The 24,954-nt window shown below is 42.8% G+C and carries 27 protein-coding genes; 10 read left to right on the top strand and 17 right to left on the bottom strand.

Features of this window, described 5'->3' with window-relative positions; all coding sequences use genetic code 11:
* Positions 1–3 precede the first annotated feature (3 nt).
* The 8 genes from AC30SF_RS01365 to AC30SF_RS01330 form a co-directional block, all read right to left on the bottom strand.
* Positions 4–861 carry a Dam family site-specific DNA-(adenine-N6)-methyltransferase gene (locus AC30SF_RS01365; RefSeq protein ID WP_489607317.1) on the bottom strand — a complete coding sequence of 286 codons (858 nt, stop codon included), beginning with the start codon at positions 859–861 and terminating at the stop codon, positions 4–6.
* A 5-nt stretch (positions 862–866) separates the two neighbouring features.
* Positions 867–1,955, bottom strand: coding sequence for a 3-dehydroquinate synthase (aroB, locus tag AC30SF_RS01360; RefSeq protein WP_489607316.1), 1,089 nt, complete (start codon positions 1,953–1,955; stop codon positions 867–869).
* A gap of 33 nt (positions 1,956–1,988) precedes the next feature.
* A complete protein-coding gene (gene aroK / locus AC30SF_RS01355; RefSeq protein ID WP_005715891.1) occupies positions 1,989–2,516 on the bottom strand; it encodes a shikimate kinase AroK in 528 nt (175 codons plus the stop codon).
* A gap of 222 nt (positions 2,517–2,738) precedes the next feature.
* A complete protein-coding gene (locus tag AC30SF_RS01350; RefSeq protein ID WP_489607315.1) occupies positions 2,739–4,145 on the bottom strand; it encodes a type IV pilus secretin PilQ in 1,407 nt (468 codons plus the stop codon).
* Between the two features lie 9 nt (positions 4,146–4,154).
* Complete coding sequence (locus AC30SF_RS01345; protein ID WP_489607314.1) at positions 4,155–4,550, bottom strand: competence protein ComD; 396 nt, start codon at positions 4,548–4,550, stop codon at positions 4,155–4,157.
* Positions 4,550–5,083 carry a competence protein gene (locus AC30SF_RS01340; protein ID WP_489607313.1) on the bottom strand — a complete coding sequence of 178 codons (534 nt, stop codon included), beginning with the start codon at positions 5,081–5,083 and terminating at the stop codon, positions 4,550–4,552. The genes AC30SF_RS01345 and AC30SF_RS01340 overlap by 1 nt, the downstream gene beginning before the upstream one ends.
* A complete protein-coding gene (locus AC30SF_RS01335) occupies positions 5,080–5,598 on the bottom strand; it encodes a PilN domain-containing protein (RefSeq protein ID WP_489607312.1) in 519 nt (172 codons plus the stop codon). The genes AC30SF_RS01340 and AC30SF_RS01335 overlap by 4 nt, the downstream gene beginning before the upstream one ends.
* A 9-nt stretch (positions 5,599–5,607) precedes the next feature.
* Positions 5,608–6,417 (bottom strand): competence protein ComA, encoded by an 810-nt coding sequence (locus AC30SF_RS01330; protein WP_489607311.1) that lies wholly within the window; start codon positions 6,415–6,417, stop codon positions 5,608–5,610.
* A 126-nt stretch (positions 6,418–6,543) separates the two neighbouring features.
* Here AC30SF_RS01330 and AC30SF_RS01325 point away from each other — a divergent pair, with 126 nt between their 5' ends.
* The 5 genes from AC30SF_RS01325 (at position 6,544) to fis (ending at position 13,179) form a co-directional block, all read left to right on the top strand.
* A complete protein-coding gene (locus AC30SF_RS01325) occupies positions 6,544–9,108 on the top strand; it encodes a penicillin-binding protein 1A (protein ID WP_489607310.1) in 2,565 nt (854 codons plus the stop codon).
* A gap of 98 nt (positions 9,109–9,206) precedes the next feature.
* Positions 9,207–10,052 carry a 23S rRNA (adenine(2030)-N(6))-methyltransferase RlmJ gene (locus tag AC30SF_RS01320; protein ID WP_489607309.1) on the top strand — a complete coding sequence of 282 codons (846 nt, stop codon included), beginning with the start codon at positions 9,207–9,209 and terminating at the stop codon, positions 10,050–10,052.
* 108 nt (positions 10,053–10,160) lie between these two features.
* Complete coding sequence (gene gorA, locus AC30SF_RS01315; RefSeq protein WP_489606200.1) at positions 10,161–11,531, top strand: glutathione-disulfide reductase; 1,371 nt, start codon at positions 10,161–10,163, stop codon at positions 11,529–11,531.
* A 368-nt stretch (positions 11,532–11,899) separates the two neighbouring features.
* Positions 11,900–12,862 (top strand): tRNA dihydrouridine synthase DusB, encoded by a 963-nt coding sequence (gene dusB, locus AC30SF_RS01310; protein ID WP_489607308.1) that lies wholly within the window; start codon positions 11,900–11,902, stop codon positions 12,860–12,862.
* Between the two features lie 20 nt (positions 12,863–12,882).
* Entirely contained in the window at positions 12,883–13,179 is a 297-nt protein-coding gene (fis, locus tag AC30SF_RS01305) for a DNA-binding transcriptional regulator Fis (RefSeq protein ID WP_011608721.1), read from the top strand.
* Between the two features lie 145 nt (positions 13,180–13,324).
* Here the strand turns inward: fis and yjgA are convergent, their stop codons facing one another.
* The 5 genes from yjgA to rpmH all read right to left on the bottom strand — a co-directional run bounded on the left by yjgA (position 13,325) and on the right by rpmH (position 16,336).
* Positions 13,325–13,864: a ribosome biogenesis factor YjgA gene (yjgA, locus tag AC30SF_RS01300; protein WP_489606199.1), complete on the bottom strand. Its 540-nt coding sequence runs from the start codon at positions 13,862–13,864 to the stop codon at positions 13,325–13,327.
* Between the two features lie 107 nt (positions 13,865–13,971).
* Positions 13,972–15,603 carry a membrane protein insertase YidC gene (gene yidC, locus AC30SF_RS01295; protein ID WP_489607307.1) on the bottom strand — a complete coding sequence of 544 codons (1,632 nt, stop codon included), beginning with the start codon at positions 15,601–15,603 and terminating at the stop codon, positions 13,972–13,974.
* Entirely contained in the window at positions 15,603–15,866 is a 264-nt protein-coding gene (gene yidD, locus AC30SF_RS01290; RefSeq protein WP_209363441.1) for a membrane protein insertion efficiency factor YidD, read from the bottom strand. The genes yidC and yidD overlap by 1 nt, the downstream gene beginning before the upstream one ends.
* The gene (gene rnpA, locus AC30SF_RS01285) at positions 15,830–16,189 is read right to left on the bottom strand and encodes a ribonuclease P protein component (protein WP_209363443.1); all 360 of its coding nucleotides are present in this window, start codon (positions 16,187–16,189) and stop codon (positions 15,830–15,832) included. The genes yidD and rnpA overlap by 37 nt, the downstream gene beginning before the upstream one ends.
* A gap of 12 nt (positions 16,190–16,201) precedes the next feature.
* Positions 16,202–16,336, bottom strand: a complete 135-nt coding sequence (rpmH, locus tag AC30SF_RS01280; protein WP_007241546.1) for a 50S ribosomal protein L34 — start codon at positions 16,334–16,336, stop codon at positions 16,202–16,204.
* A gap of 427 nt (positions 16,337–16,763) precedes the next feature.
* Between rpmH and dnaA the strand changes: the two genes are divergently transcribed.
* From dnaA to recF, 3 genes are read left to right on the top strand one after another with little or no spacing between them, the layout of a single operon-like run.
* On the top strand, positions 16,764–18,125 hold the full coding sequence (dnaA, locus tag AC30SF_RS01275) for a chromosomal replication initiator protein DnaA (protein ID WP_314116592.1): 1,362 nt from the start codon (positions 16,764–16,766) through the stop codon (positions 18,123–18,125).
* 10 nt (positions 18,126–18,135) lie between these two features.
* Positions 18,136–19,236, top strand: coding sequence for a DNA polymerase III subunit beta (gene dnaN / locus AC30SF_RS01270; RefSeq protein WP_489607306.1), 1,101 nt, complete (start codon positions 18,136–18,138; stop codon positions 19,234–19,236).
* A gap of 3 nt (positions 19,237–19,239) precedes the next feature.
* Positions 19,240–20,316, top strand: coding sequence for a DNA replication/repair protein RecF (recF, locus tag AC30SF_RS01265; protein WP_489607305.1), 1,077 nt, complete (start codon positions 19,240–19,242; stop codon positions 20,314–20,316).
* Between the two features lie 45 nt (positions 20,317–20,361).
* On the opposite strand, the gene AC30SF_RS01260 is transcribed toward recF, so the two are convergent.
* Complete coding sequence (locus AC30SF_RS01260; protein ID WP_489607304.1) at positions 20,362–21,117, bottom strand: class I SAM-dependent methyltransferase; 756 nt, start codon at positions 21,115–21,117, stop codon at positions 20,362–20,364.
* A 193-nt stretch (positions 21,118–21,310) separates the two neighbouring features.
* On the opposite strand from AC30SF_RS01260, the gene sodC reads away from it, so the two are divergent.
* Complete coding sequence (gene sodC / locus AC30SF_RS01255; RefSeq protein WP_021616302.1) at positions 21,311–21,880, top strand: superoxide dismutase family protein; 570 nt, start codon at positions 21,311–21,313, stop codon at positions 21,878–21,880.
* A gap of 352 nt (positions 21,881–22,232) precedes the next feature.
* Here the strand turns inward: sodC and AC30SF_RS01250 are convergent, their stop codons facing one another.
* The 3 genes from AC30SF_RS01250 to rimO all read right to left on the bottom strand — a co-directional run bounded on the left by AC30SF_RS01250 (position 22,233) and on the right by rimO (position 24,441).
* Positions 22,233–22,451 (bottom strand): HP1242/YdcH family protein, encoded by a 219-nt coding sequence (locus AC30SF_RS01250; protein WP_021616303.1) that lies wholly within the window; start codon positions 22,449–22,451, stop codon positions 22,233–22,235.
* A gap of 127 nt (positions 22,452–22,578) precedes the next feature.
* Complete coding sequence (locus AC30SF_RS01245; protein ID WP_489607303.1) at positions 22,579–23,052, bottom strand: low molecular weight protein-tyrosine-phosphatase; 474 nt, start codon at positions 23,050–23,052, stop codon at positions 22,579–22,581.
* Between the two features lie 57 nt (positions 23,053–23,109).
* On the bottom strand, positions 23,110–24,441 hold the full coding sequence (gene rimO, locus AC30SF_RS01240) for a 30S ribosomal protein S12 methylthiotransferase RimO (RefSeq protein WP_489607302.1): 1,332 nt from the start codon (positions 24,439–24,441) through the stop codon (positions 23,110–23,112).
* 213 nt (positions 24,442–24,654) lie between these two features.
* On the opposite strand from rimO, the gene AC30SF_RS01235 reads away from it, so the two are divergent.
* The gene (locus AC30SF_RS01235) at positions 24,655–24,930 is read left to right on the top strand and encodes an alternative ribosome-rescue factor A (RefSeq protein ID WP_489607301.1); all 276 of its coding nucleotides are present in this window, start codon (positions 24,655–24,657) and stop codon (positions 24,928–24,930) included.
* The last annotated feature ends 24 nt before the right edge of the window (positions 24,931–24,954 follow it).

The following is a 24,954-nucleotide window of genomic DNA, read 5'->3' as shown; positions in this document are numbered from 1 at the left end:
TTTTTAGGCGTTAAAGACCGCAATCAACTCTCTTACTTTGACACGTTTATGTGACGCTTGGCTGATGGAGCGTTGTACTTTTAAACGGCGGATTTTCGCGCCTTGGTAGATTTCTCGGGTGAATGGTGTGTCGTGGTTAGAAATCACTACTTGGACATTACGTTGTTTTACGGTGTCTTTGGCAAGGTTGGCAAGATCGCGTTGGTGGGCGATGGAAAATTCATTGCCGGAATAATTGGTGAAATTGCTGTTTTGTGAAATTGGGGCATAGGGTGGGTCGCAGTAAATGACGCAGTCGTCATCCGCCATTTGAAAGGTTTGTTGAAAATCGGCGCAAATAAAGACCGCACTTTGTGCTTTCGCTGAGAAAAAACGGAGTTCTTCTTCCGGAAAATAATGGGTTTTGTAAGCACCGAAAGGCACATTAAATTCGTTTTTGGCATTGTAGCGACACAAGCCGTTAAAACCAAAACGGTTTAAATACAGAAATAACACGGCGCGTTGGAAGACATCGGTACTTTGATTAAATGCTTTACGCTTGCTGTAGTAGTAACTTTCTGTGTTGGCATCCGGGTGGAAGAAAACTGGTTTGCACGCTTGGATGTAGCCTTCAACGTCCTGTTTGACGATATTGAATAAGTGGATTAAATCAGGGTTGATGTCTGCCAGAATGTAGCGTTCGAAATGGCTGTTGAGAAATACCGCACCGGCGCCAACAAAGGGTTCGACTAAACAGTGTTTGCGTTTTGGCAATAAGCGGTTGATTTCGTCTGTGAGACGATATTTACCGCCCGCCCATTTGAGAAAAGGGCGGCTTTTAGTTTTGGGTGTTGATGTCGTAGCTTTAGCAGATTTAGGCATGGGGGCTAGTCAACTTGCGTACAACGATTGATGGCGTCAATCACCTGTTCTTGTGGGACATCTGTCGCCACATAAGCCTGTCCAAGCGCTTTGAGGAGTACCAAACGCAATTTGCCATTTAGCACTTTTTTATCACGCATCATTAGTGGCAAGTAATCTTGTGCGGTCATGCCATCCGGCGAAACCGTTGGCAAATTGGCACGGGCCAAGAGCTTTTCTAACCGTGCCACATCATGCGGTGTTAAATCGCCTAATTTTTCTGATAACGCCGCAGCCATCATACAGCCGGCGGATACTGCTTCACCGTGTAACCAGTTGCCGTAACCTAAATAGGTCTCGATGGCGTGACCGAACGTGTGGCCAAGATTTAATAGCGCACGATCGCCTTTTTCCGTTTCATCGCGCGCCACAATATCCGCTTTTAATTGGCAACAACGGGCGATACATTGTTGTAATGCGTTTTGGTCAAGGGCGACTAAGTCATCAATGTGTTGTTCTAGCCATTGGAAAAAGGGGAAGTCTAAAATTGCCCCATATTTTATGACTTCAGCTAAGCCTGCATTGACTTCACGTTTGGGTAAGGTATTTAAGGTGAGTGTATCGACAATCACGGCGGTGGGTTGATAAAACGCGCCGATCATGTTTTTGCCTAATTCGTGGTTTACCGCCGTTTTGCCGCCCACGGAAGAATCCACTTGGGCTAATAATGTCGTCGGAATTTGAATAAAACGTACGCCACGTTGATAGCTTGCTGCGGCATAGCCGGCTATATCACCGATGACACCGCCGCCTAATGCCACGATCGTGGTATCGCGTCCGTGGTTAGCTTTTAAAAGTGCGGTGAAAATCAGGTTCAAAGAATCAAGGGTTTTGTATTGTTCGCCGTCCGGCAATAACACGTGCTCAACAAGACAACCGATTTTTTCTAAGGTGTCCGTCACGGTGGAAAGATAATGTTGTGCAACGGTTGGATTGGTTACGATCATGACTTTATTGCCGGATTGCAGCGGATAGCAATCGGTATTCGTGAGTAATCCGGCACCGATATGAATCGGATAGCTTCTTTCTTTCAATTCAACATTTACACACAACATTTACTTTGCCTTTGAGGGGTTTAACCGTTCGTATTAACCGTTGTAGTTGTCAATCAGGTCGATAATTTGTGTCGCCATGACTTTGGCACTTTGTTCGTCAGTTGGTAGGGTGATGTCCGCCACTTCTTCATAAAGTGGATTGCGAACTTTAGCTAAGTCTTCCAACACTTGGCGCGGATCATCAACATCTTGCAAGAGTGGACGTTTTTTATCTCGTTGAGTGCGTTGATATTGTTTCTCTACGGTCGTTTCCAAATAAACTACGATACCGCGTGCGGAAAGATGATTGCGGTTGTCTTTTGATAACACGGCACCACCACCGGTAGATAATACAATGCCTTGACGTTGTGTTAATTCATTAATAAGGCGTTCTTCTCTTTTGCGGAATCCCTCTTCGCCCTCAACATCAAAAATCCAACCAATGTCGGCACCGGCGCGTTCTTCAATTTCTGCGTCGGTATCGACAAAATCCATGTTAAGTAGTTGTGCAAGTTGGCGACCGATGGTGCTTTTACCTGCCCCCATAGGCCCCACGAGGAAAATATTACGTTTTTCTGCCATTGTTATTCATCTTAAATTTATGTCATCGGAAAAAATGTGATCTTTTAGAAAATAAGAAACGACCGCAAGTGATGATTCATGTGGTCGTGTGAAAGTTTTGAATAAGTGGAAAAGATCACCCCAAAATTGCCCAAGATTATCTCAATAAATCCCTATTCTTTTCAACCTAAACAAGCGATTTATTTCGTTTACCGCCATGTAAATGGCAGGTTTATGGTGAATTTATCGTTTTTTTGCCGGTTCGTTGCGTTTATTCTGAGGCGTTACCTGCGATGATTTTTTTAGACTTTCCGGAAATGCCCCTTGGCGTAAAATATGCGGCGTGACGAAAATCACCAGTTCGCGTTTTTGATGGCGTTCACTTTCTTTGCTAAATAAGCGTTTAATGCCTGGAATATCCCCCAACAAAGGCACTTTGTCCACGCCTTTGGTGATGGTATCGTGAAAAACACCGCCCAACACGATGGTTTCGCCGTCCTTGGCAAAAACTTGTGTATTAATTTCTTGTTTATCAATAGAAACCACTTCACCCAAGCCGTATGAAACACGTCCACCCGGCGCATTTTGACTGACCACTAAATCCAACAAAATTTGTTTATCCTGTGAAATATGCGGCGTCACTTCTAAGCCTAATACAGCTTCGCGAAATTCTACACTTTGTGTCCCACTTTTTTCATTCACCATGATGTAAGGCAATTCCGTCCCTTGCTTGATACTAGCGCTTTTCTTATTGGTGGTGAGCAAACGAGGGCTGGCGATAATCTCTACATTGTTTTCCCGCTCAAGTGCGGTCAATTCTAAGTCTAAAAGCCGCCCGTTGATTTTCGCCACTTGCAGCGCAACAGAACCGACCGGCGTGGTCGCTGTCGGCAAGTTAACGTTTAATTGGGGAGTGATATTATCGAATCCGTTACCAGCCAGACTTCCACTGAAGTGATGGGCATTTTCTGTTGGATTAAAAATTCCCCAACGAACCCCCAACTCTTTGAGGCTTTCACCGTTAATGGTCACAATTCGGGCTTCAATAGCGATTTGTTCAATGGGCTTATCTAATTCTTTAATGAGCTTTTTGAGGTTCGCAATGGCTTTCGGTTCATCTTGAATTAACAATAAATTACTGCGATCGTCAAAACTTAAACTGCCGTTGGGAGAAAGGAGAGAACCACTACCGCCGGTGAGCGATTTCATCACTTCCGAGGCTTTGGCAAAGTGCAGTTTAATGGTGGCAGTAGTGAGTTGCGTGGGTTGTTCCGTCATCTCGGCAGGCAACGTAAAAGGCGTTTCCATTTGGGTGGCAAATTTGGCGGCGGTCTCAAGTTTGCTTAAATAATAAATACCGTTTTCTTGCCACAAATCCAACTGCTTGATTTTGGCAACAGATCGAAAGAGCTGATCCAAGTCCACATTATCCAGTTGAAGTGAAAGGGTGCCTTGCAATTCATCGTCAATAATTAAATTGACGTTTTGTGCTAATGCCAGCTGTTGCAGCGTTGGCACTAATGGTGCTTGCTTCAATCGAATTGAAAACACGCGAGGTTGTTCCGCATGCACGGAAAAGCTCATCACCAGACTCACAAAACATCCGAAAAATAGACCGCACTTTAAGCGGTGGAAAAGCGCTAATTTCATCTATTATCCTTAAAATCTAAGCTGAAACGGCGTTGTTTTCTCACAGTTTGCGCTATTGCTCCAACGTAAGAAATCAATGTATTGTTTGTCGATCTTGCTAATTTGAATATGCTCGGAAGCAATCAAATCGCCGGGATGGGCAAAGCTGACTTGATTGTCAGCAAGCAAGATGACTTGCCAATCGGTGTGATGTTGTAATACGCCGATCACTTGAATCTGTTCAAAGGTCGTTTGCGGGAAAATGGTTGAAGGCGCCGTGTGGCAGGTTGAATTTGGCGTGCTATTTTGTTTTTCCGGCGCGGCTTGCGTCGTACCTTGCCGGCGAGTTTTGTCAAAGGGATCTTTCGCTAAACCAGCGTGGCTGATCATCACGCTGATGAATAACCATAACATTTGTCTTACCATTATTTTTCCTCGGGATTGAATTGGAATAACAGTTCGCTGAAAAGGACACTGTCATTATTCGATTCAGTGCGTTTTTGCACCTGCCATTCTACTAACGCCAAGCCCGCATTTTCTGTTAAAAGTGCGGTCAAAAATGCACTTAACTCATCAAAATAGCCTTGAACATGCAGTGTTAACAACGCTGTTTGATGAAAGTCCCACTGGCTATGTTCAATGTGTAATGTTTGGGCAAGCTGTTGAATTTGCTGATTAATTGCTGCAAGTTTGCCGGCTAATTTTGGTGTAAGTAAATGCTTATCGGCTTTTTCTTTTAGTGCTGCCAAAATTTTTTGTTGATGCGCTAATGTCGCCTGTTGCATTTCCTGTTGTTCTGTCAGTTGTGCTAATTGTGTCCATTGCTGCCAATAATGTTGTGCCGGCCAAGAAAGTGAGGCAATACCCAGCGCGCATAACAAGGCCGTCTGTTGCCAAGCAGCAAGCTGATACCAATGCGTTAACAGCGGTGTCGTCGCCATTTTATCTATCCATTTCATGGGGTTACCTGCAACTTGAGATCAAACTGAAACCGCATTTCTTGCGGTTGCGGTTTAAATTCCGTGAGTTTCACTTCGCTAAATAACGCTTGCTCGGTCAGAAAATGGTTAAGGCGATCGAACTCCTCTTGGCTAACACTTTGGCCGGTAAGCGTTAAATGATGCTCCGAAAGTGCCAACGCGGATAGCTCTCCTTGTGTGAGTGGTAACTCAGCTAATTGATTTAACAATAAAAAAACCGTTTCTTTGGTGATTGCTTGGGTCTCTTGGTCATGACGCTGATGATGTCTAATCTGCTGAATGTGTTGTTGTGTAAGTTGTAGCTCACGTTGCAATGCAACATATTCATGTTGTAATTTTTCCGCCTGTTTTGCGTACTGTTCGGCAGCACGGTATAACCCCACGCTAATTACCGTACAAAGCACCGCACCTGCCATGCATTTCGTCACCAAGGCTTTGGCTTGCCGGCGGCGTTGCTGTAATCGCCACGGCAGCAGATTAATGTCTTTTTTCATCACCTTTCCTTAACCTATCGGTGCATCAAAAAGTGCGGTGGATTTGGCGTACGTATCTTGTTGCCATAAGGCATTACCAAGGGCGATAAGCGGCAATTCCGTTGAGAGACAATGCCAGTGATCCGGCACTGCCGTTTCAGTGTCTTCCGTTTGCAGGTAAAAAACGGCTTCCGGTTTTTCGTCATAACGATGGCAATATTGCTCAAAAAGTGCAGTCAAATTTGTCTCTGTTTGGAATAAGGTTTGATTTTGTTGCAGTTTGGGTTGTACAGCTAATCCGCCTTGTTCATCTTGATATAAGAAAATGGCCTCTGCCGGCAAGGGCTTGCCTAACACATATTCTGCGCCCCGTAACAAGGCTTTTGCCATGTTGTCTAACACCTCAATCTGTAGCGGCATAAATTGCTGTAAGTAATCCGTTGCAATTTGTTGGCGAATCGCGAAGATTTCCAAACGAAAACCCTGTTTTAACGGGATAGCGGCATAGTCATACCAAATCTCCTCAAGCGGCAACGGCAGCTCGTTGGAAAGTGTAAAATGACATTGTTGCTCACATTCCAACGGGGTGAGATTGTGCGGCAAAATCAGTGTTTTTTGCCAAATATGATGCGGCATGATGGCGGTAATAAATTTATAAGGCGATTTTCTGCGTGCAGGCATAGCAAGTCGGCGATTAAGGGTGGCGGGAAGCTCCAGTAAATCTAATTTTTCCAAACACTCACTATGAGGACGATTGTCCTTATCGAACCACACCACATCAACAGCGTGATGACGCAACCAGAGGCCGACTTGAATTGAAGGTGTACGTTTTATGAACATAAATTTATCCTGATTCCCCCGATTTCCAACAGTTTTCGCTTTTTCTTTAGGCGCGTAGTCTTTATACTTATCGGCTAACTTTATTTTAATTTTCTTAACCCCCTTTAAGTAAGCGAGAAATTTTCGATGCGGATCGCAAAATTAATATTAAGCACCTTGTTAACCTTATTTATTCTGGGCTGTGTTGCTGTCGGCATGGTCTATGTCCAGTTCAAGTCAGAGTTACCCGATGTAGAAAGTTTGAAAACGGTGGAATTGCAACAGCCGATGCAAATTTACACTTCAGACGGTAAGTTGATTGGTGAAGTCGGTGAACAACGTCGTGTTCCGGTAAAATTGGAAAATATTCCTGAAAAATTAATTCAAGCCGTATTGGCAACAGAAGATAGCCGTTTTTATGAACATCATGGGTTGGATCCGATCGGGATCGCGCGTGCATTAATGGTGACGATCAATAAAGGCGGCACCTCTCAAGGGGCAAGTACCATTACACAACAATTGGCGCGAAACTTCTTTTTAACGTCAGAAAAAACCTTCACGCGTAAAGCCAAAGAAGCGATTTTGGCGATTGAAATTGAAAATGCGTTAAACAAACAAGAAATTTTAGAGCTGTATCTCAATAAAATTTATCTCGGCTACCGTTCTTACGGCGTTGCGGCTGCGGCAAAAACCTATTTTGGTAAGGAATTAAATCAATTAACCTTATCTGAAATGGCTGTCATTGCCGGTTTGCCAAAAGCCCCTTCCACAATGAATCCGCTTTCCTCGCCAAAACGTGCGTTGGAACGTCGCAATGTTGTGTTGTGGCGTATGTTGGATCAAAAATACATCACACAACAAGAATACGATGCTGCCCTAAAGGAGCCGATTGTCGCCAGCTATCATGGTGCGAAATTAGATTTTCGTGCGGATTATGTGACAGAAATGGTGCGTCAGGAAATGGTAAAACGCTTTGGTGAAGAAAATGCCTACACCAAAGGTTATCAAGTCTATACCACCGTGCTTTCTAACGACCAAGAAGTCGCACAAAAAGCCGTGCGTGATAATTTAATCGCTTATGATATGCGTCATGGCTACCGTGGCGGTGCACCATTGTGGAAAAAAGGCGAAACCCCTTGGGATAACGACACCATTATTGGCTTCTTGAAAAAATTACCGAATTCTGAACCGTTTATTCCCGCCGCCGTCATCAGCATTTCCAAATCCGGCGCAGAATTGCTGTTAGCATCTGAGGAAAAGATGACATTGCCAAGTAGCGCCATGCGTTGGACCGGACAAACCAATCCGGTAAAAACTGGGGATCAAATTTGGATTCGTAAAAATGACAAGGGTGAATGGGTCTTAGGCCAGATTCCGCAAGCTAACTCCGCGTTAGTGTCATTAAACAGTGACAATGGCGCCATTGAAGCCATTGTGGGTGGATTTAGTTTTGAACAAAGTAAATTTAACCGTGCAACACAATCTTTAGTGCAAGTAGGCTCTTCCATTAAACCGTTTATTTATGCTGCTGCCTTGGAAAAAGGCTTAACCCTATCCAGTGTGTTGCAAGATACGCCGATTGTATTGAAAAAACCGGGACAAAAAGAATGGCGCCCGAAAAACTCCCCGGATCGTTATGATGGCCCATTACGTTTACGAGTAGGATTGGGGCAATCTAAAAACATGATTGCGATCCGTGCCATGCAAATGACCGGTGTTGATTTCGTGGCGGATTTCTTACAACGTTTCGGTTTCAAGCGGGATCAATATTTTGCCAGTGAAGCCCTTGCATTAGGTGCGGCCTCCTTTACGCCACTTGAAATGGCGCGCGGTTATGCGGTGTTCGATAATGGCGGTTATTTAATCGATCCTTATATTATCAATAAAATCTTAGATAACACCGGCAAGGAAATTTTTGTGGCAAATCCGAAATTAGCTTGCCCAACTTGTGATAATGTGCCGGTTATTTATGGTGAAACGGAGAAGCTAGATGGCTTTAAAAATACGGATTTGACGGTTGCGGACAATTTAAAACGCAGTGATGAGGCGACCAACGGAGAAGAAGAAATCGAGCAAGGGGAAAATGTCCCAGATATTCCGGAATTACAGCCACGTGCCGATGCCGTAAAAGAAGAAAATTTGAACTTGATGGCAGAAGCGAAAACAAGCTCATCCGCCACACAATATGCTCCACGCGTCATTAGCGGTGAATTGGCGTTCTTGATTCGTAGCGCATTAAATACCGCCATCTACGGTGAACAAGGATTGGGTTGGAAAGGCACCAGTTGGCGCATGGCAAATGAAATTAAACGTAAAGACATTGGCGGTAAAACCGGGACGACCAACAACTCCAAAGTGGCATGGTATGCTGGGTTTGGTGCGAACTTAACGACGGCTGTGTATATTGGTTTTGATGACAATAAATTCGATTTAGGTCGCGGTGAGGCAGGTGCGAAAAGTGCGATGCCGGCATGGATAAGTTATATGAAGGCTATTTTGAAAGATACGCCTGAGCGTAATTTACCGACACCGGCGAATATTGTGGAAAAACGCATTGATGTGCGTTCTGGTTTGCTAGCCAACGGTGGGCGTGTGGAATATTTTATTAAAGGCACTGAACCAACCCGTGTTTATGTTGAAGAGCGTGGCTATTATGTACCAAGTGAGTTGTTAAACAATCCTGTCGGTGGTCAACCGGAAGAATTATTCTAGTGTATTATAGGAGGCCCGACAGCTGTTGGGCTTCTTTTTTCTGCACAAAAGTGCGGTGGTTTTTTACAACGTTTTTGAAACGGTTATAAGTAGGATTTATGCTAAGTTATCGCCATAGTTTTCATGCCGGCAACCATGCGGATGTGTTGAAACATATCGTGTTAATGCTGATTATTGAAAGCCTACAGAAAAAAGAAAAAGGTTTTTATTATTTAGATACCCATGCAGGCGCGGGACGTTATCGTTTATTTAGCGCAGAAGCGGAGAAAACGGCTGAATATGTGGATGGCATCGGCCGTTTGTGGGAACGAGAGGATTTACCGCCGGAAGTGGCGCGCTATGTGGCACTGATTAAAAAGCTGAATTATGGCGGGAAAGAATTGCGCTATTACGCCGGTTCCCCGTTATTAGCTGCCAATTTATTGCGCCCACAGGATCGCGCATTGATGGTGGAATTACACCCAAGCGACTTTCCGTTATTACGCAATAATTTCAAAGAATTTGAAAATGTGACGGTGAAAATCGGCGATGGCTTTCAACAAGTCAAAGCCACCTTGCCGCCGAAAGAGCGTCGTGGCTTAGTGCTGATTGATCCGCCTTATGAACTGAAAGATGACTATGATTTGGTGGTGAAAGCCATTGAAGAAGGTTACAAACGTTTTGCAACCGGTGTGTATGCGATTTGGTATCCGGTGGTGTTACGTCAGCAAACCAAACGGATTGTAAAAGGGTTGGAAGCCTCAGGAATTCGTAAAATTTTGCAAATTGAATTGGCCGTGCGCCCGGATTCTGATCAACGTGGCATGACAGCTAGCGATATGATTGTGGTGAATCCCCCTTGGATGTTAGAACAGCAGATGAAATCCATTTTGCCGTATTTAACCACCGCACTTGTGCCACAAGGCACAGGCAGTTGGTCGGTCAATTGGATTACGCCGGAATAATGTTATTGACTGAGATAACACCGATTAGACCGATTTATTTATTCAGTTTGCATGAAAAACGCGGTTTATTAGAGAATATGCCGCAATTTTATTAATTAAGGACAGACTATGACAAAACATTATGACTATATTGCCATCGGTGGTGGCAGTGGCGGTATCGCTTCCGTTAACCGTGCAGCAAGCTATGGCAAAAAATGTGCCATTATTGAAGCCAAACATTTAGGCGGTACCTGTGTTAACGTAGGCTGTGTGCCGAAAAAAGTGATGTTTTATGGTGCACAAATTGCAGAAGCCATCCATCATTATGCACCGGATTATGGCTTTGATGTGGATGTGAAAAAATTTGATTTCGCCAAGTTGGTAGAAAGCCGTCAAGCTTATATTTCCCGCATTCATACCTCATACGATAACGTATTAGCCAAAAATAACGTGGATGTGATTCGCGGTTTTGCTCAATTTGTCAATAAAAATACCCTTCAAGTGACTTTCGACGATGGTTCCACCGAACAAGTGACAGCAGATCATATTTTGATTGCTACCGGTGGACGTCCAAGTATTCCTGCAATAAAAGGCGCGGAATACGGTATTGATTCTGATGGTGTTTTTGCGTTAACCGAGCTGCCTAAACGTGTCGCCGTTGTTGGTGCCGGTTATATTGCTGTGGAGTTGGCAGGCGTCTTGAACAGCCTTGGTGTGGAAACCCATTTATTTGTGCGTAAACACGCGCCGTTGCGTAATTTTGATCCGATGATGGTGGAAACCTTAGTGGAATCTATGCAACAAGACGGCATTACGCTACACACCCATGCCATTCCAAAAGAGGTGGTGAAAAATGCAGATGGTTCGGTGACGCTTCACTTCGAGGACGGTCGTGAGCAAACCATCGATTGCCTGATTTGGGCCATTGGACGTGAGCCGACGACTGATAAAATTAATTTACACGCCGCCGGTGTAGAAGCGAATGAACGTGGTTTCATCAAGGTAGATAAATACCAAAACACCAATGTGCCGGGTATTTATGCAGTAGGTGATATTATTGAGGGTGGTATTGAACTCACGCCGGTGGCAGTTGCAGCCGGACGTCGTCTATCCGAACGCCTGTTTAACCATAAACCGAACGAACATTTAGACTATAATTTAGTGCCGTCCGTGGTGTTCAGTCATCCGCCAATTGGTACTGTCGGATTAACCGAACCACAAGCCATTGAGCAATATGGTGCGGAAAATGTGAAAGTGTATAAATCTTCTTTTACCTCTATGTACACGGCTGTTACCCAACACCGACAAGCTTGCCGCATGAAATTGGTGTGCGTTGGTAAAGAGGAAAAAATCGTGGGCTTACATGGTATCGGTTTTGGTGTGGACGAAATGATCCAAGGTTTTGCTGTTGCTATTAAAATGGGCGCGACAAAAGCGGATTTTGACAACACAGTGGCTATTCACCCGACCGGTTCGGAAGAATTCGTAACTATGCGTTAATCCTTCGTGAACAATCACTTCGGGCCTGAACATCATCAGGCCCTTTATTTTGCGAAAAAAATGAGAAAAACAACCGCACTTTGGATGTTATCAACATCTCCTGAACGCTCATAATAACGAGCATCTGACCACTCTGTTTTTCAGTGCCTCCCCTTTTTTGAAACGACTTTTTCGGCGGATTTTTGAATTCACCATGACTTATTTTGCCTTCACCTCTCCTTGCATTACAGCCAATTTCACCGGATGATCAAAAAAATCTATTTTGTATAAAAATTACCCTTTGCAAACGTTCGAAAAGTGCGTATGATAGCGCACCTTGTCGGTTGGCAACCGAGCTTGGTCAAGTCGTTGGAAATTTGGGAGTCATAATGCGGATTGGTCATTATCAATTAAAAAATCGCATTTTATTGGCGCCCATGGCCGGCATTACTGATCAACCTTTTCGTCGAATTTGTGCTATGTATGGCGCAGGTTTGACCTTCTCAGAAATGATGTCAACCAACCCGCAGGTGTGGCATACCGAAAAATCAAAATTGCGTCTGGCTCATCACCAAGACGCCGGTATAAACGCCGTACAAATTGCGGGTTCCGATCCCGATGAAATGGCACAAGCCGCTCAAGTTAATGTGGAATACGGCGCTCAAATTATTGATATTAATATGGGCTGTCCGGCAAAGAAGGTGAATCGTAAAATGGCGGGCTCCGCACTTTTGCAATATCCCCGACTTGTTCGACAAATTCTTGAGTCTGTGGTGAAGTCTGTTGAGGTTCCGGTAACCTTAAAAATTCGCACAGGTTGGGATTTGGAAAATCGAAATTGTGTAGAAATCGCCAAAATCGCGGAACAAAGTGGTATTCAAGCGTTAACCATTCATGGTCGTACCCGCGCCTGCAAATTTGAAGGCGAGGCGGAATATGAACATATTCGATTGGTGAAACAGCAAGTTTCCATTCCAGTGATTGCTAACGGTGATATTACTTCTGCCCAAAAAGCCAAAGCGGTACTCGATGACACGGGTGCGGATGGCATTATGATCGGACGTGGTGCACTAGGCCGACCTTGGTTGTTTCAATCTGTGGTGGGACTGGTGGAACATCATTCGATTATTCAGGCGCCAAGCTTAGAAGAAAAATGTCGTGTAATTTTACAGCATATCCGTGAATTGCATCGCTTTTACGGAGAAGAAAAAGGCTACCGAATTGCACGCAAGCATATTGCTTGGTATTTACAGGACATTCAACCCGATTCTGTTTTTAAACAAGATTTTAATGCGCTCACCTCTGCTTCGGCACAATTGTCCGCATTAGAGCGATTTTTTAGTTTAATTTGATTTAATTAATGGATAGAAAAATGCTAGAACAACGTAATCCGGCAGAAGCATTAACTGTTTCAGTGCTGAATTCTCAATCTCAAGTCACTAACAAACCATTGCGCGACTCTGTAAAACAAGCGTTAAGAAATTATTTATCCCAATTGGACGGTCAAGATGTGAATGATCTGTATGAATTGGTACTGGCAGAAGTCGAACACCCAATGTTAGATATGATTATGCAATATACTCGCGGCAATCAAACTCGTGCTGCAACTATGCTCGGTATTAACCGCGGCACTTTGCGTAAAAAATTAAAAAAATACGGTATGGGTTAGTTTTTAACTGATTTTGATCGTAGCCCTTGTCCCTGTGACGAGGGCTTTTTATTTATTCAGTAGTTTATTGTGGCATAACCAATCAAAAAACTATTTGACGGTATTAAGCTCCACATTCACGCTTTTAAAGCCTTATCACCGCCTACTAAAGCGACTCCGTAAGAAAGATCTCCTTTAAACATTGAAAAAGTTCACGATACGCTTTGGCAGGTTTATTTTGCTCTTTTTCCTTTTTGGCTGAACGGATAAGATTGCGTAATTGTTGTCGGTCGGCTTGTGGATAGTCATTAAGTAGGCGAGTTAATGCCGTGTCGCCTTGTTCGATAAGTTCATCACGCAATAATTCTAGTTTATGTAGGACTACCTGCTGTTGTAAGTGTTTATTTTCAATCTTATCAAGTGCCTCTTGAATAGGTTCAACGTCTGTATTTCGCAATAATTTACCAATATATTGTAACTGGCGACGACGTGCTTCTTTTTGCAGACGCTGAGCAAGACAAATCGCCTCTTGTAAGTTATCATCAAGTGGAATTTTGTCTAATTTTGCCGGTGTTAACTCAACCAATTTTTCACCGAGTTTTTTTAATGCTTCGGCATCACGTTTTATTTCACTTTTACTAACCCAAATAATCTCTTCTTGTTCTTCATTTTGCCATTCAAAATCATCTTGTTTGCGTTTTGCCATGTGTTATCTCCGATTCTATGTCGTTCTTTTGGGAACTGAGATAAAAAGAGGACTGGTTTCTTAGAAACCAGTCCCGATGTTACTTACTTTCATTGAAAACGTAAGGTTTATTTTTTATGACGGGTATGTAACCCTTTTTTCTCTAAACCACGATAAATCAGCTGTTGTTGGATAATCGTGATGAGGTTAGACACTAACCAGTAAAGTACTAAGCCAGCTGGGAACCAAAGGAAGAATGCCATGAACATTAACGGCATGAAATTCATGATCTTTTGTTGCATCGGGTCAGCAGCCGGTGTTGGCGACATTTTTTGCAACAAAAACATGGAAGCCCCCATTAAGATCGGTAGGATATAATACGGATCTTGTGCAGACAAGTCTTGAATCCAGCCAAAGAATGGCGCATGGCGTAGTTCAACCGCTTCCATGAACGTCCAGTATAAAGCGATGAAAATCGGCATTTGTAACAATAACGGGAAGCAACCGCCTAATGGATTCACTTTTTCGTCTCGATACAATTTCATCATTTCTTCGCTCATGCGTTGACGATCATCACCGAAACGTTCGCGCATTTCTTGCAATTTCGGTTGTAACATACGCATTTTGGCCATAGACGTGTATTGCGCTTTCGTAAGCGGATATAAAATGGCTTTCACGATTAATGTAATACAGATGATGGCAACGCCCCAGTTATGGACTAATTGCTGAATAAACGTAAGTAACCAGAAAAGCGGTTTTGCAATGAACCATGCCCAACCATAGTCCACGGTTAAATCTAAATGATCGGCCACTTGTGCCATTTCATTTTGTAATTTTGGACCTGTCCATAATTTGCTGGTTAAGGTTTCAGTGCTATGTGGTTGAATCACTACCACCGGACTACGATAACCAATTGAGCCGACATTATTCGCTTTATCAGTTCGGGTATAAAGCTGGTTATCTACATCTTGATTTGGGATCCAAGCAGAAACAAAGTAATGCTGTAATACCGCAACCCAACCAGCTTTTGTTTGAATAGAGAGATCGGCATTTTCCATATCGCTGAAACTGTATTTTTTGTAGTTAGTTTCAGAAGAAGAATAGGCACCACCGGTGTAGGTTGGCATCGCTATGCTATCGGAACTGTCCACTAAACGATGTTTTAATTGGGCATAAGGCTCTACTTCAATTGAAGTATCACTTTGGTTATTAATTTCATAATTAACCGCAACCGCATATTCGCCACGTTTCAACACAAAAATTTTGCGATAGGTTACCCCGTTACGCTCATAGGTAAAAGGAACCACCAATTCATTTTGTCCTTCTGCCAATTTAAAGGTGTCGCCTTCCACTTGGTATAAGGCACGTTCGGCTTTGGTATCAATGCCGTCTTTACCGATTAACCCACTTTGCGCAACATACTGGTGTTCCGGTGTATTTTGTAATAATACGAATGGCGTATTGGAATTCAATTCGGCATCGTATTTTAATAATTCTGAACGGATAACATCGCCACCAGCTGTATTGATTTGCAAGCGGAATACATCATTTTCTAAGGTGATAATACGACCGTTGGTTGACGTTTCGTTTGTTGCTGCAACGGCATTTAAATTTGCTGAAGAGGGAACATCAGAAACGGCATTTTTTACTTGCTCGGTAACCGTTGGTTTTGGCGTGTGATAATCAAGTTGCCATTGCTGATAAACAACAAAAGACATAAAGAGTAGTGCGATGACTAGCAGGCTTCGTCTTGAATCCATTATTTATTCTCTGTTTTGTTATTATTGATCTTTGGTGGAACAGGATCGTATCCACCCGCGTGTAAGGGATGACATTTTAATATACGTTTTATCGTAAGCCAACCTCCTTTTACCATGCCATGGTTTTTTAACGCCTCAATGCCATAGCAGGAACAAGTCGGAGTAAAACGGCAACGAGGGCCGATTAATGGGCTGATAACAACTTGATAGAACCGAATGAATCCGATCAGGATTTTTGCGCCAAACGAATGTGTCGTTGCCATAATTTATCCAGTATTTGCCATAAAGTGCGGTTGTCTAAACGACCAATTCCTTGTTTAGCGACAACAACAAAATCATAAGACGGTAAACGGTGTTGGCTCAAACGAAAGGATTCACGGCATAAACGCTTAATACGATTACGATCATGGGCACGTTTGAGGTGTTTTTTTGCCACAGTTAAACCTAAGCGTGGGTGCTCAAGGTGATTTTGGCGGGCAAGAATGGTGATTTCAGGTGAACTAGCGCGAAACGGCTGTTGGAAGACGTATTTAAAATGTTCGGGAGTTAACAAACGTAACTCCCTAGGAAAGTTTAGCTTAACCACATTAATATGCGATTAGGCAGATAAACTTTTACGACCTTTAGCGCGACGACGAGCTAAAACTTGACGGCCATTTTTCGTAGCCATACGAGCACGGAAGCCGTGAGTACGGTTGCGTTTTAATACGGAAGGTTGAAATGTGCGTTTCATTATTATGTACCTAAAAAATAGTGAATTAACAGTTTCTATTTTGAATGTTTTAAAAACACGCAAAAAATAAGAATATTCAAAAATTAAGGAGTCGAATTTTAATCGTAAACTCGCCATCCGTCAAATAAGAATCAAGGAGAAATCTAAAAACTGTTTAAATTTTCCCCAACTCATGCATTTAGAAGCTCCGAAATTATACGTTTTTAACAAAAAATGGCAAGCAACCTTTTTTGCATTTTTTGATCATCGGTTAAAGATCTTTTTTTCCCTTTGTTGTAAAATGCCTCTCTTTCCAACCGCACTTTCAGCCGAAAATCCGCGTTTTAGGATATTCTGTTGCCAGCTAGACAACATAAAAACAAACATATCGCCGGTTGGTTAAACACCTATGAAAATCATCAATTACTATTAATTAGGGATACATAAAGTGGAAAACCGGTCTGATGCACTTTGGCAAAGCTGTTTGTTACAAATTCAAGATAAAATTCCTGCAGACGATTTCAAAATTTGGCTTTATCCGTTGCAAGCTGAGGCAACGACTGAGAGCCTTTTGCTTTATGCGTCAAATGCCTTTGTGCAAAAATGGGTGATCGATAATTACCTGCCATTAATTCTGGATGTTGCCCGTCAAGCCAGCGCAAACCCCAATCTCAATGTATCCGTGATTGAAGGCATTAAACCCACTGCACCCAAAGTAGAGAAACCTACGAAAAAACAAAGTGCGGTCGGTTTTACGGAAGAAAAAAACACCAGTAAAACGCCTTATAATTCCAACTTAAACACTAAATTGGTATTTGATAACTTCGTTGAGGGGAAATCCAACCAACTGGCACGTGCTGTGGCACAAAAAGTGGCAGATAATCCCGGCGAACAAACCGCAAATCCACTTTTCTTATACGGCGGCACAGGATTAGGTAAAACCCACTTGCTGCACGCCATCGGCAACGGCATTATCGCCAATAATCCGGCGGCGCGTGTGGTATATATTCACTCCGAGCGTTTTGTGCAACAGGTTGTGGCATATATTCGTGACAACAAAATGGAAGAATTTAAAAAATTCTACCGCTCTTTAGATGCGTTGTTAGTGGATGACATTCAATTTTTCAGCGATAAAGAAAAAACCCAAGAAGAATTCTTCCATATTTTCAATACCTTATTTGAACGTGGTCGCCAAATCATTTTGACTTCAGACCGTTATCCACGGGAAATTGAAAAAATTGAAGAACGCCTAAAATCTCGTTTTGGTTGGGGACTGACAACCGCCATTGAACCGCCGGATCTTGAAACCCGTGTTGCCATTTTGATGAAAAAAGCGGAAGAAAATAACGTAGATTTACCCCACGATGTGGCGTTTTTCATCGGTCAAAAATTACGCACCAACGTGCGTGAATTGGAAGGTGCCTTAAACCGAGTAAAAGCCATGCAGGAATTTAAAGGTGAACCGATTACCATCGATTTTGTACGTGAAACCCTGAAAGATATGCTGGCACTGCAAGATAAATTAGTCACAGTTGACAATATTCAAAAAGTGGTGGCGGAATACTATCGTATTAAAGTCTCCGATTTAAAATCGAAAAACCGCTCCCGCTCAGTGGCTCGCCCACGCCAAGTAGCAATGGCTTTAGCGAAAGAATTAACTAACCGTAGTCTGCCGGAAATCGGCAAGTCTTTCGGGGATCGCGATCATACGACAGTATTACACGCGTGTCGTAAAGTGGTTGAATTACGAGAATCCGAGCTGGATATCCAAGAAGATTGGGCTAATTTAATTCGAATTTTATCCGTATAGGAGTCACCAAATGCAATTTATTATTTCTCGCGAAAATCTATTGAAGCCATTGCAACAAGTGTGTGGCGTATTAAATAGCCGTCCGAATATTCCCGTGTTAAATAACGTCTTATTGCACATTGAGAATCATCAATTAAGCATTACCGGCACAGATTTAGAAGTGGAACTCTCCACCAAAACACCATTGCTTCATGCCGAACAAGACGGCAAATTCACCATGCCGGCAAAGAAATTCTTAGATATTTGTCGTAGCTTGCCGGACAATGCAGAAATTACCGTCACATTTGAAGAAGATCGCGCCATTGTGCGCTCAGATCGCAGTAAATTTAATTTATCCACCTTGCCGGCGGAAGATTATCCAAATCTCACGGATTGGCAATCAGAAGTGGATTTCACCCTTGAGCAAGCGACCCTACGCCGTTTAATTGAAGCTACGCAATTTTCCATGGCGAATCAAGATGCGCGTTATTTCTTAAATGGTATGAAATTTGAAACGGAAGGCAATTTATTACGCACCGTTGCAACCGATGGTCATCGTTTAGCAGTTTGTACCATTCCATTAGAACAAGATTTACAAACCCATTCCGTGATTTTACCGCGTAAAGGTGTGTTAGAACTGGCACGTTTGTTGGAACCAAGCGATCAACCGGCGCGTTTGCAAATCGGCACAAATAACCTACGTATTCAATTAAATAACATCACCTTTACGTCAAAACTTATTGACGGTCGTTTCCCGGATTACCGTCGTGTGTTGCCACGCAATGCAACCCGCATCGTTGAAGCCAGTTGGGAAACCTTAAAACAAGCCTTTGTACGCGCTGCAATTTTATCTAACGAACGTTTCCGTAGCGTACGCTTACAACTGAGTGAAAATCAACTGAAAATCACCGCCACCAACCCGGAACAAGAAGTCGCGGAAGAAATCATTGATGTGTCTTACAGCGGCGAAGAAATGGAAGTGGGCTTTAACGTTAGCTACATTCTCGACGTGTTGAATGCGTTGAAATGCAACCAAGTGCGTATGCGCTTAACCGATGCTTCTTCCAGCTGCTTAATTGAAGACTGTGAAGACGCTAGCGCAGAATATGTGATTATGCCAATGCGTTTATAATGTATGGCGATTTCACGTTTAACCGTTGAAAATTTTCGTAATTTACAAGCCGTGGATCTGGAATTGGATCACGGCTTTAACTTTTTGGTCGGTAACAACGGCAGTGGCAAAACCAGCTTACTGGAAGCCATTTTCTATTTAGGTCACGGACGCTCTTTTAAAAGTGCGGTCAGTAATCGGATTATTTCTTACGATCAACCGCACTTTACCCTTTTCGGACAAATTCAAGAACAGAAACACCAATGGTCGGTAGGCTTGCAAAAACTCCGCCAAGGCAACACGCTCGTGAAAATCAACGGCGAAGACGGCAATAAAATTTCCGACCTCGCACACCTGTTGCCCATGCAAATCATCACGCCGGAAGGTTTAAATTTGCTCAATGGCGGTCCAAGCTATCGTCGCGCCTTTCTGGATTGGGGCTTATTTCATCATCACGTGAGTTTTTATACTCTGTGGGCGAGTTTAAGTCGTTTACTCAAACAACGAAATGCCGCCTTACAGCAAGTTTCCGGTTATCAACAAATGAAAATTTGGGATGTGGAATTAGTCAAACTTGCTGAGCAGGTAAGTCAGCTAAGATCTGAATATGCACAAGCCTTGCAACCAGAAATTGAACAAACCTGCCGTTTATTTCTACCGGAACTCGACATTAGTGTGAGCTTTCATCAAGGCTGGGAAAAAGAACAAAACTATGCCGAATTATTGGCGCGTAATTTTGAACGGGATCGTGCATTAGGCTATACGGTGTCCGGTCCGCAAAAAGCCGATTTTCGCTTTAAAGCTAACGGATTACCGGTAGAAGATATTTTATCGCGCGGTCAGTTGAAATTATTAATGTGCGCACTACGTTTAGCTCAAGGCGAGCACTTGATGCAACAAAAACAGCGCCATTGTATTTTCCTCATTGATGACTTTGCCTCCGAGCTAGACCAAACAAAACGTAGTCTTCTTGCTGAACGCTTACAAAACAGTGGCTCCCAAGTTTTTGTCACCGCCATTACACAAAACCAGCTCAAAGAAATGCAACCGAAAAAGCACCGCACTTTTAAGATTGAGTCAGGGAAAATTGAATTGTTATAAAAGAAATTAGCCTCCAGTTTGGGAGGCTAATCTCAAAAAAGTCGATCACTTCTGACTACAAACCGCAATAAAATGCAATTTATGCTCAGGGTCATTAAACGTGCTAAACATTCGCTTAAACTGCTCACGATTTTCTGCTTTCATAGCATTTTTAATAATTTTCAATGTGCCTAACACGCCTTCGTCATAGATCATGCCTTTTGGCGACAACAGTGTCATCTCACCGGAAAAGGTTTCGATATTACGAAAACCACTGTCTAAAAACACTTGTTTCCAACCGTCTTTGGTTAATGGCGTGACCGTCACATTGATGGCATTACGCATATTTTCCAAAATGGTTTTATGGTCATCCCCCACTAACATCACATCATGAGTCAGCAAAAAGCCACCCGGTTTCAATACGCGAAAATATTCAGCAACGGCTTTCATTTTGGCTTCAACAGGCAACATGGTAAGCATCGCCTCATTAATCACAATGTCAAACGTATTGTCTTCAAAAGGTAATTTCATCGCATTGGCGCGTTGCACATGAATTTTGTCCTGCAAGTTATTTGCTGCAATATTGGCCTTGGCTTTTTCCAAGGCGTTTTCATCTAAATCAACACCCTCAATCTGACAACCATATTGTTTTGCCAAACCAATGGCGGTGGTACACATATTGCAAGCCACTTCGAGGACTTTTTTCTCTTTATTAAAGTCACCGCTCGCAATTAACCATTCTGTCGCTTTGCGACCGCCCGGACGTAAACGGGTTTTACCTAGACGTGCCAAAAAATTATGGCCCACTTCTTCTTTCGCCATCGTATTCCTCCTAAATGAAATCGTAACGATTCCTATTATAAATCAATCCTATTTTGATGAAAGAAAAAGATAAAACTCTGTTAGATAAAAATGCCAAATAACTTTGATAGCCAATAACTTCTTAAAAAACATTCAATTTATGCCTCATTTTAGTTAGAATAAGAAAGACTTTTAACATAAAAGGAGTACATAAATGAAATTTAAAACGCTCTTAGCCGTAAGCATCAGCGCAATCTGTGCGAGCGCTGTCGCCAATGCGCATGAACATAAACACGATCATATGGCACCTGCCGGTGCTTCCATTGAAGTGAAAGTGCAACAACTTGATCCGGTAAACGGTAATAAAGATGTGGGGACCGTTACCATTACCGAATCCAATTACGGTTTAGTGTTTACCCCGAATTTACAAGGATTAAGCGAAGGATTACATGGTTTTCATATTCATGAAAATCCAAGTTGTGAACCAAAAGAAAAAGAAGGAAAACTCACCGCGGGCTTAGGCGCTGGCGGTCACTGGGATCCTAAAGGCACAAAACAACATGGCTATCCATGGCAAGATGACGCCCATTTAGGGGATTTACCGGCATTAACCGTATTACATGATGGCACAGCCACCAATCCGGTTCTTGCGCCACGCCTTAAACACCTTGATGAGGTTCGTGGTCATTCCATCATGATCCATGCCGGTGGCGACAATCACTCTGATCATCCAGCACCACTTGGCGGTGGCGGTGCACGTATGGCATGTGGTGTAATTAAATAAGCCAACGACGAGACACCAAAAGTGCGGTGGAAAATAATTAAGAATTGAATCCGCCCACGAAAAACGAGACAATAAAATTAAGGACTGATAACGATATTACATCGAAATCAGTCCTTTTTATTTCTGTTGAAGTGAGCCGCGATATAATCACTTAACGTAATGCTAACAACCTCAGCATTTGTCTTTCTTACATTAATTAAGCGCCATCATGCACGTTCCACATTGGATTCCGTGCCGTGGCGCTTAAATCTTACTTAAGACACGTTGGCATAATGCGCTTCATCGTGCCGCAGTCAGCGATAAATTACTGAGTTTTTGACCGCACTTTACACGTGCATTCTCTGCCATTAACTTATTTTGCGTCAGCCTTTTTCAACACTTCGTACATGGCATCTTTTAAACGTAATTTTTCCTTCTTCAACAATTCCACTTCATTGTGCGTGCCCAATTCAATATTGGATTCGATGTTTTTAATACGTTGATCGAGCTCATTATGTTTATCAAACAAATTGGCAAAATGTGCATCTTCAGTTTTAAGTTTAGTAATTAGATCTCTAAATTCAGGAAACATAGTGGAAATACCTCATATCAAGTTTTGATTCGACATAACGATTGTTATGTTAGGGTTATAGTAGCAAATCTCACTGAAAATAAATGTGCGAGAGATCACAAAATAAGTGTATAACGTATAACGCTTATTACAGTCTGTGTTCTTGCTTAATTTTATCTAATAACGCATCGCAACACGCATCTAATAACTCATAGGTTTGATTGAAATTTTTGGTAAACCACGGATCCGGAATGTGATCGATGCCTAAATCTGGGCAAAGTGCGGTGATTTGAAACAGTTTTTCCGGATGATGTCCAAATAGCGTTTCCAAATCCCGTAGATTCTCATTGTCCATAGCAATCAGATAATCAAAATCTGCCCAATCTTTTGACCGCACTTTGCGGCTAACAAAATCATTTGACGCGATTTTATGTTGATCCAGGATGTCGGCCGTGCCACAGTGCATGCCTTCACCGTCATGCCAACCGGAGGTACCGGCGCTGGCAGTAAAAATTTTATCTTGCAAATGGGCTTGTTTAATTTTTTCCCGCATTAAATATTCCGCCATCGGGGAACGACAAATATTGCCTAAACAGACGAAAAGGATTTTGATTTGTTGCATTCTTTTTCTCCTAACGTGATAAAAAAATCCTCATGGCGAGGATTTTTGTTGAAGGAATTAACAGGTTCCCCATAAATCGTATTCATCGGCATCCGTAATATGCACAGAAATCACATCGCCAATATTGACCGCACTTTGGCTTTGATTATCTACATACACCAAGCCATCAATTTCCGGTGCATCTGCCATGGAACGACCAATAATGCCTTCTTCATTGATTTCATCCAAAATGACTTTCAACGTTTTGCCGATTTTTTGTTGTAAACGGGCCGCGGAAATGGCTTGTTGGAGTTGCATGAAACGATGATAACGTTCTTCTTTCACGTCTTCCGGTACTTGATCCGGCATATCTGTCGCCGGCGCGCCTTCTACCGAGCTGAATTTGAAACAGCCCACGCGGTCTAGCTGTGCTTCTTTCAAGAAATCCAACAGCATTTGGAAATCTTCTTCCGTTTCCCCCGGGAAGCCAACAATAAAGGTGGAGCGTAAGGTTAATTCCGGGCAAATTTCACGCCATGCTTTAATGCGCTCTAAAGTGCGGTCGATTTTGCCAGGTCTTTTCATGGCTTTCAGAATTTTCGGGCTGGCGTGTTGCAGTGGAATATCTAAATAAGGCAACAACTTGCCTGCCGCCATGAGCGGAATGAGTTCATCTACGTGCGGATAGGGATACACATAATGCAAACGCACCCAAACGCCCAAATTGCCCAATTGTTGACACAAATTGATCAAGTTATTCTTAATCGGCATACCGTTCCAGAAGACGGTTTTGTTTTGGTTTTCTTTGGTTTGGTCTAAGGCGTAAGCGGACGTGTCTTGGGACACGATTAACAGCTCTTTTACGCCGGCATCCACCAAACGTTTGGCTTCATCTAAGACTTGAGTAATCGGACGGCTGTCCAAATCGCCACGCATAGACGGGATAATACAGAACGTGCAACGATGGTCGCAGCCTTCGGAAATTTTTAAATAGGCGTAATGTTTTGGCGTAAGTTTCACACCTTGCGCCGGCAGCAGGCTTTCATACGGATTATAGGCCGGTTTCGGAACATATTTTTGCACCTGGTTCATCACGGTTTCATAACTGTGTGGGCCGCTGATTTCCAACACTTTTGGGTGAACTTGGCGAATTTGATCTTCTTTTGCGCCAAGGCAACCGGTCACAATTACTTTGCCGTTTTCTTCCAAGGCTTCGCCAATGGCTTCCAAAGATTCTTGTACGGCGCTGTCAATAAAGCCGCAGGTGTTAACGATCACTAAATCGGCGTTTTCATAGCTTGGAATAATGTTATAACCGTTGGAACGTAATTCCGTCAGAATACGTTCTGAATCCACTAAATTTTTGGGACAACCAAGGCTGACAAAGCCGATGTTTGGGGTAGAACTCATAAATTTTCTCAAAAAGTCTATCGCGGTAATAAAAAAGGGGCTAATTCTACCTTTTTTTGTACAAAAAGGCGACAGTGAAATGCCAATAAAAATTGGGTTTTCGCGTTTCGCTTTCCGTGCAACGGCTTTTCATTTCAGTGGAATCCGCTATAATGTGTGCCGTTTTTAGCCCTTAAAAAACACATTATATTTTCATTCACAAGAGGAAAAATCATGGCAAAACAAAAACATGCCTTGCAGACACCGCCTCAACATTCGCAAGGAACAATGACCTATCAGCATCAGAGCGGTGTGATTAAAGAGAATGCAATTCAAGCGTTATTACACGATAAACTCTTTCGCCAACGCATTGAACGAAATAAGAAAGGCAAAGGCAGCTATCAACGTCAAGCGAAACATGCGAATCGTTATTACGAAAAGCCCGATAATAAGATTTCTATGATAAGAGATTTTATTATCGGGCTTTTTCTATTCGTAAAGTTTATGTAATGTATTGATATAAATGAGGTTATT

It is taken from the genome of Aggregatibacter valvarum (genome assembly GCF_980468985.1).
This window is presented reverse-complemented; position numbering and strand designations above follow the sequence as displayed.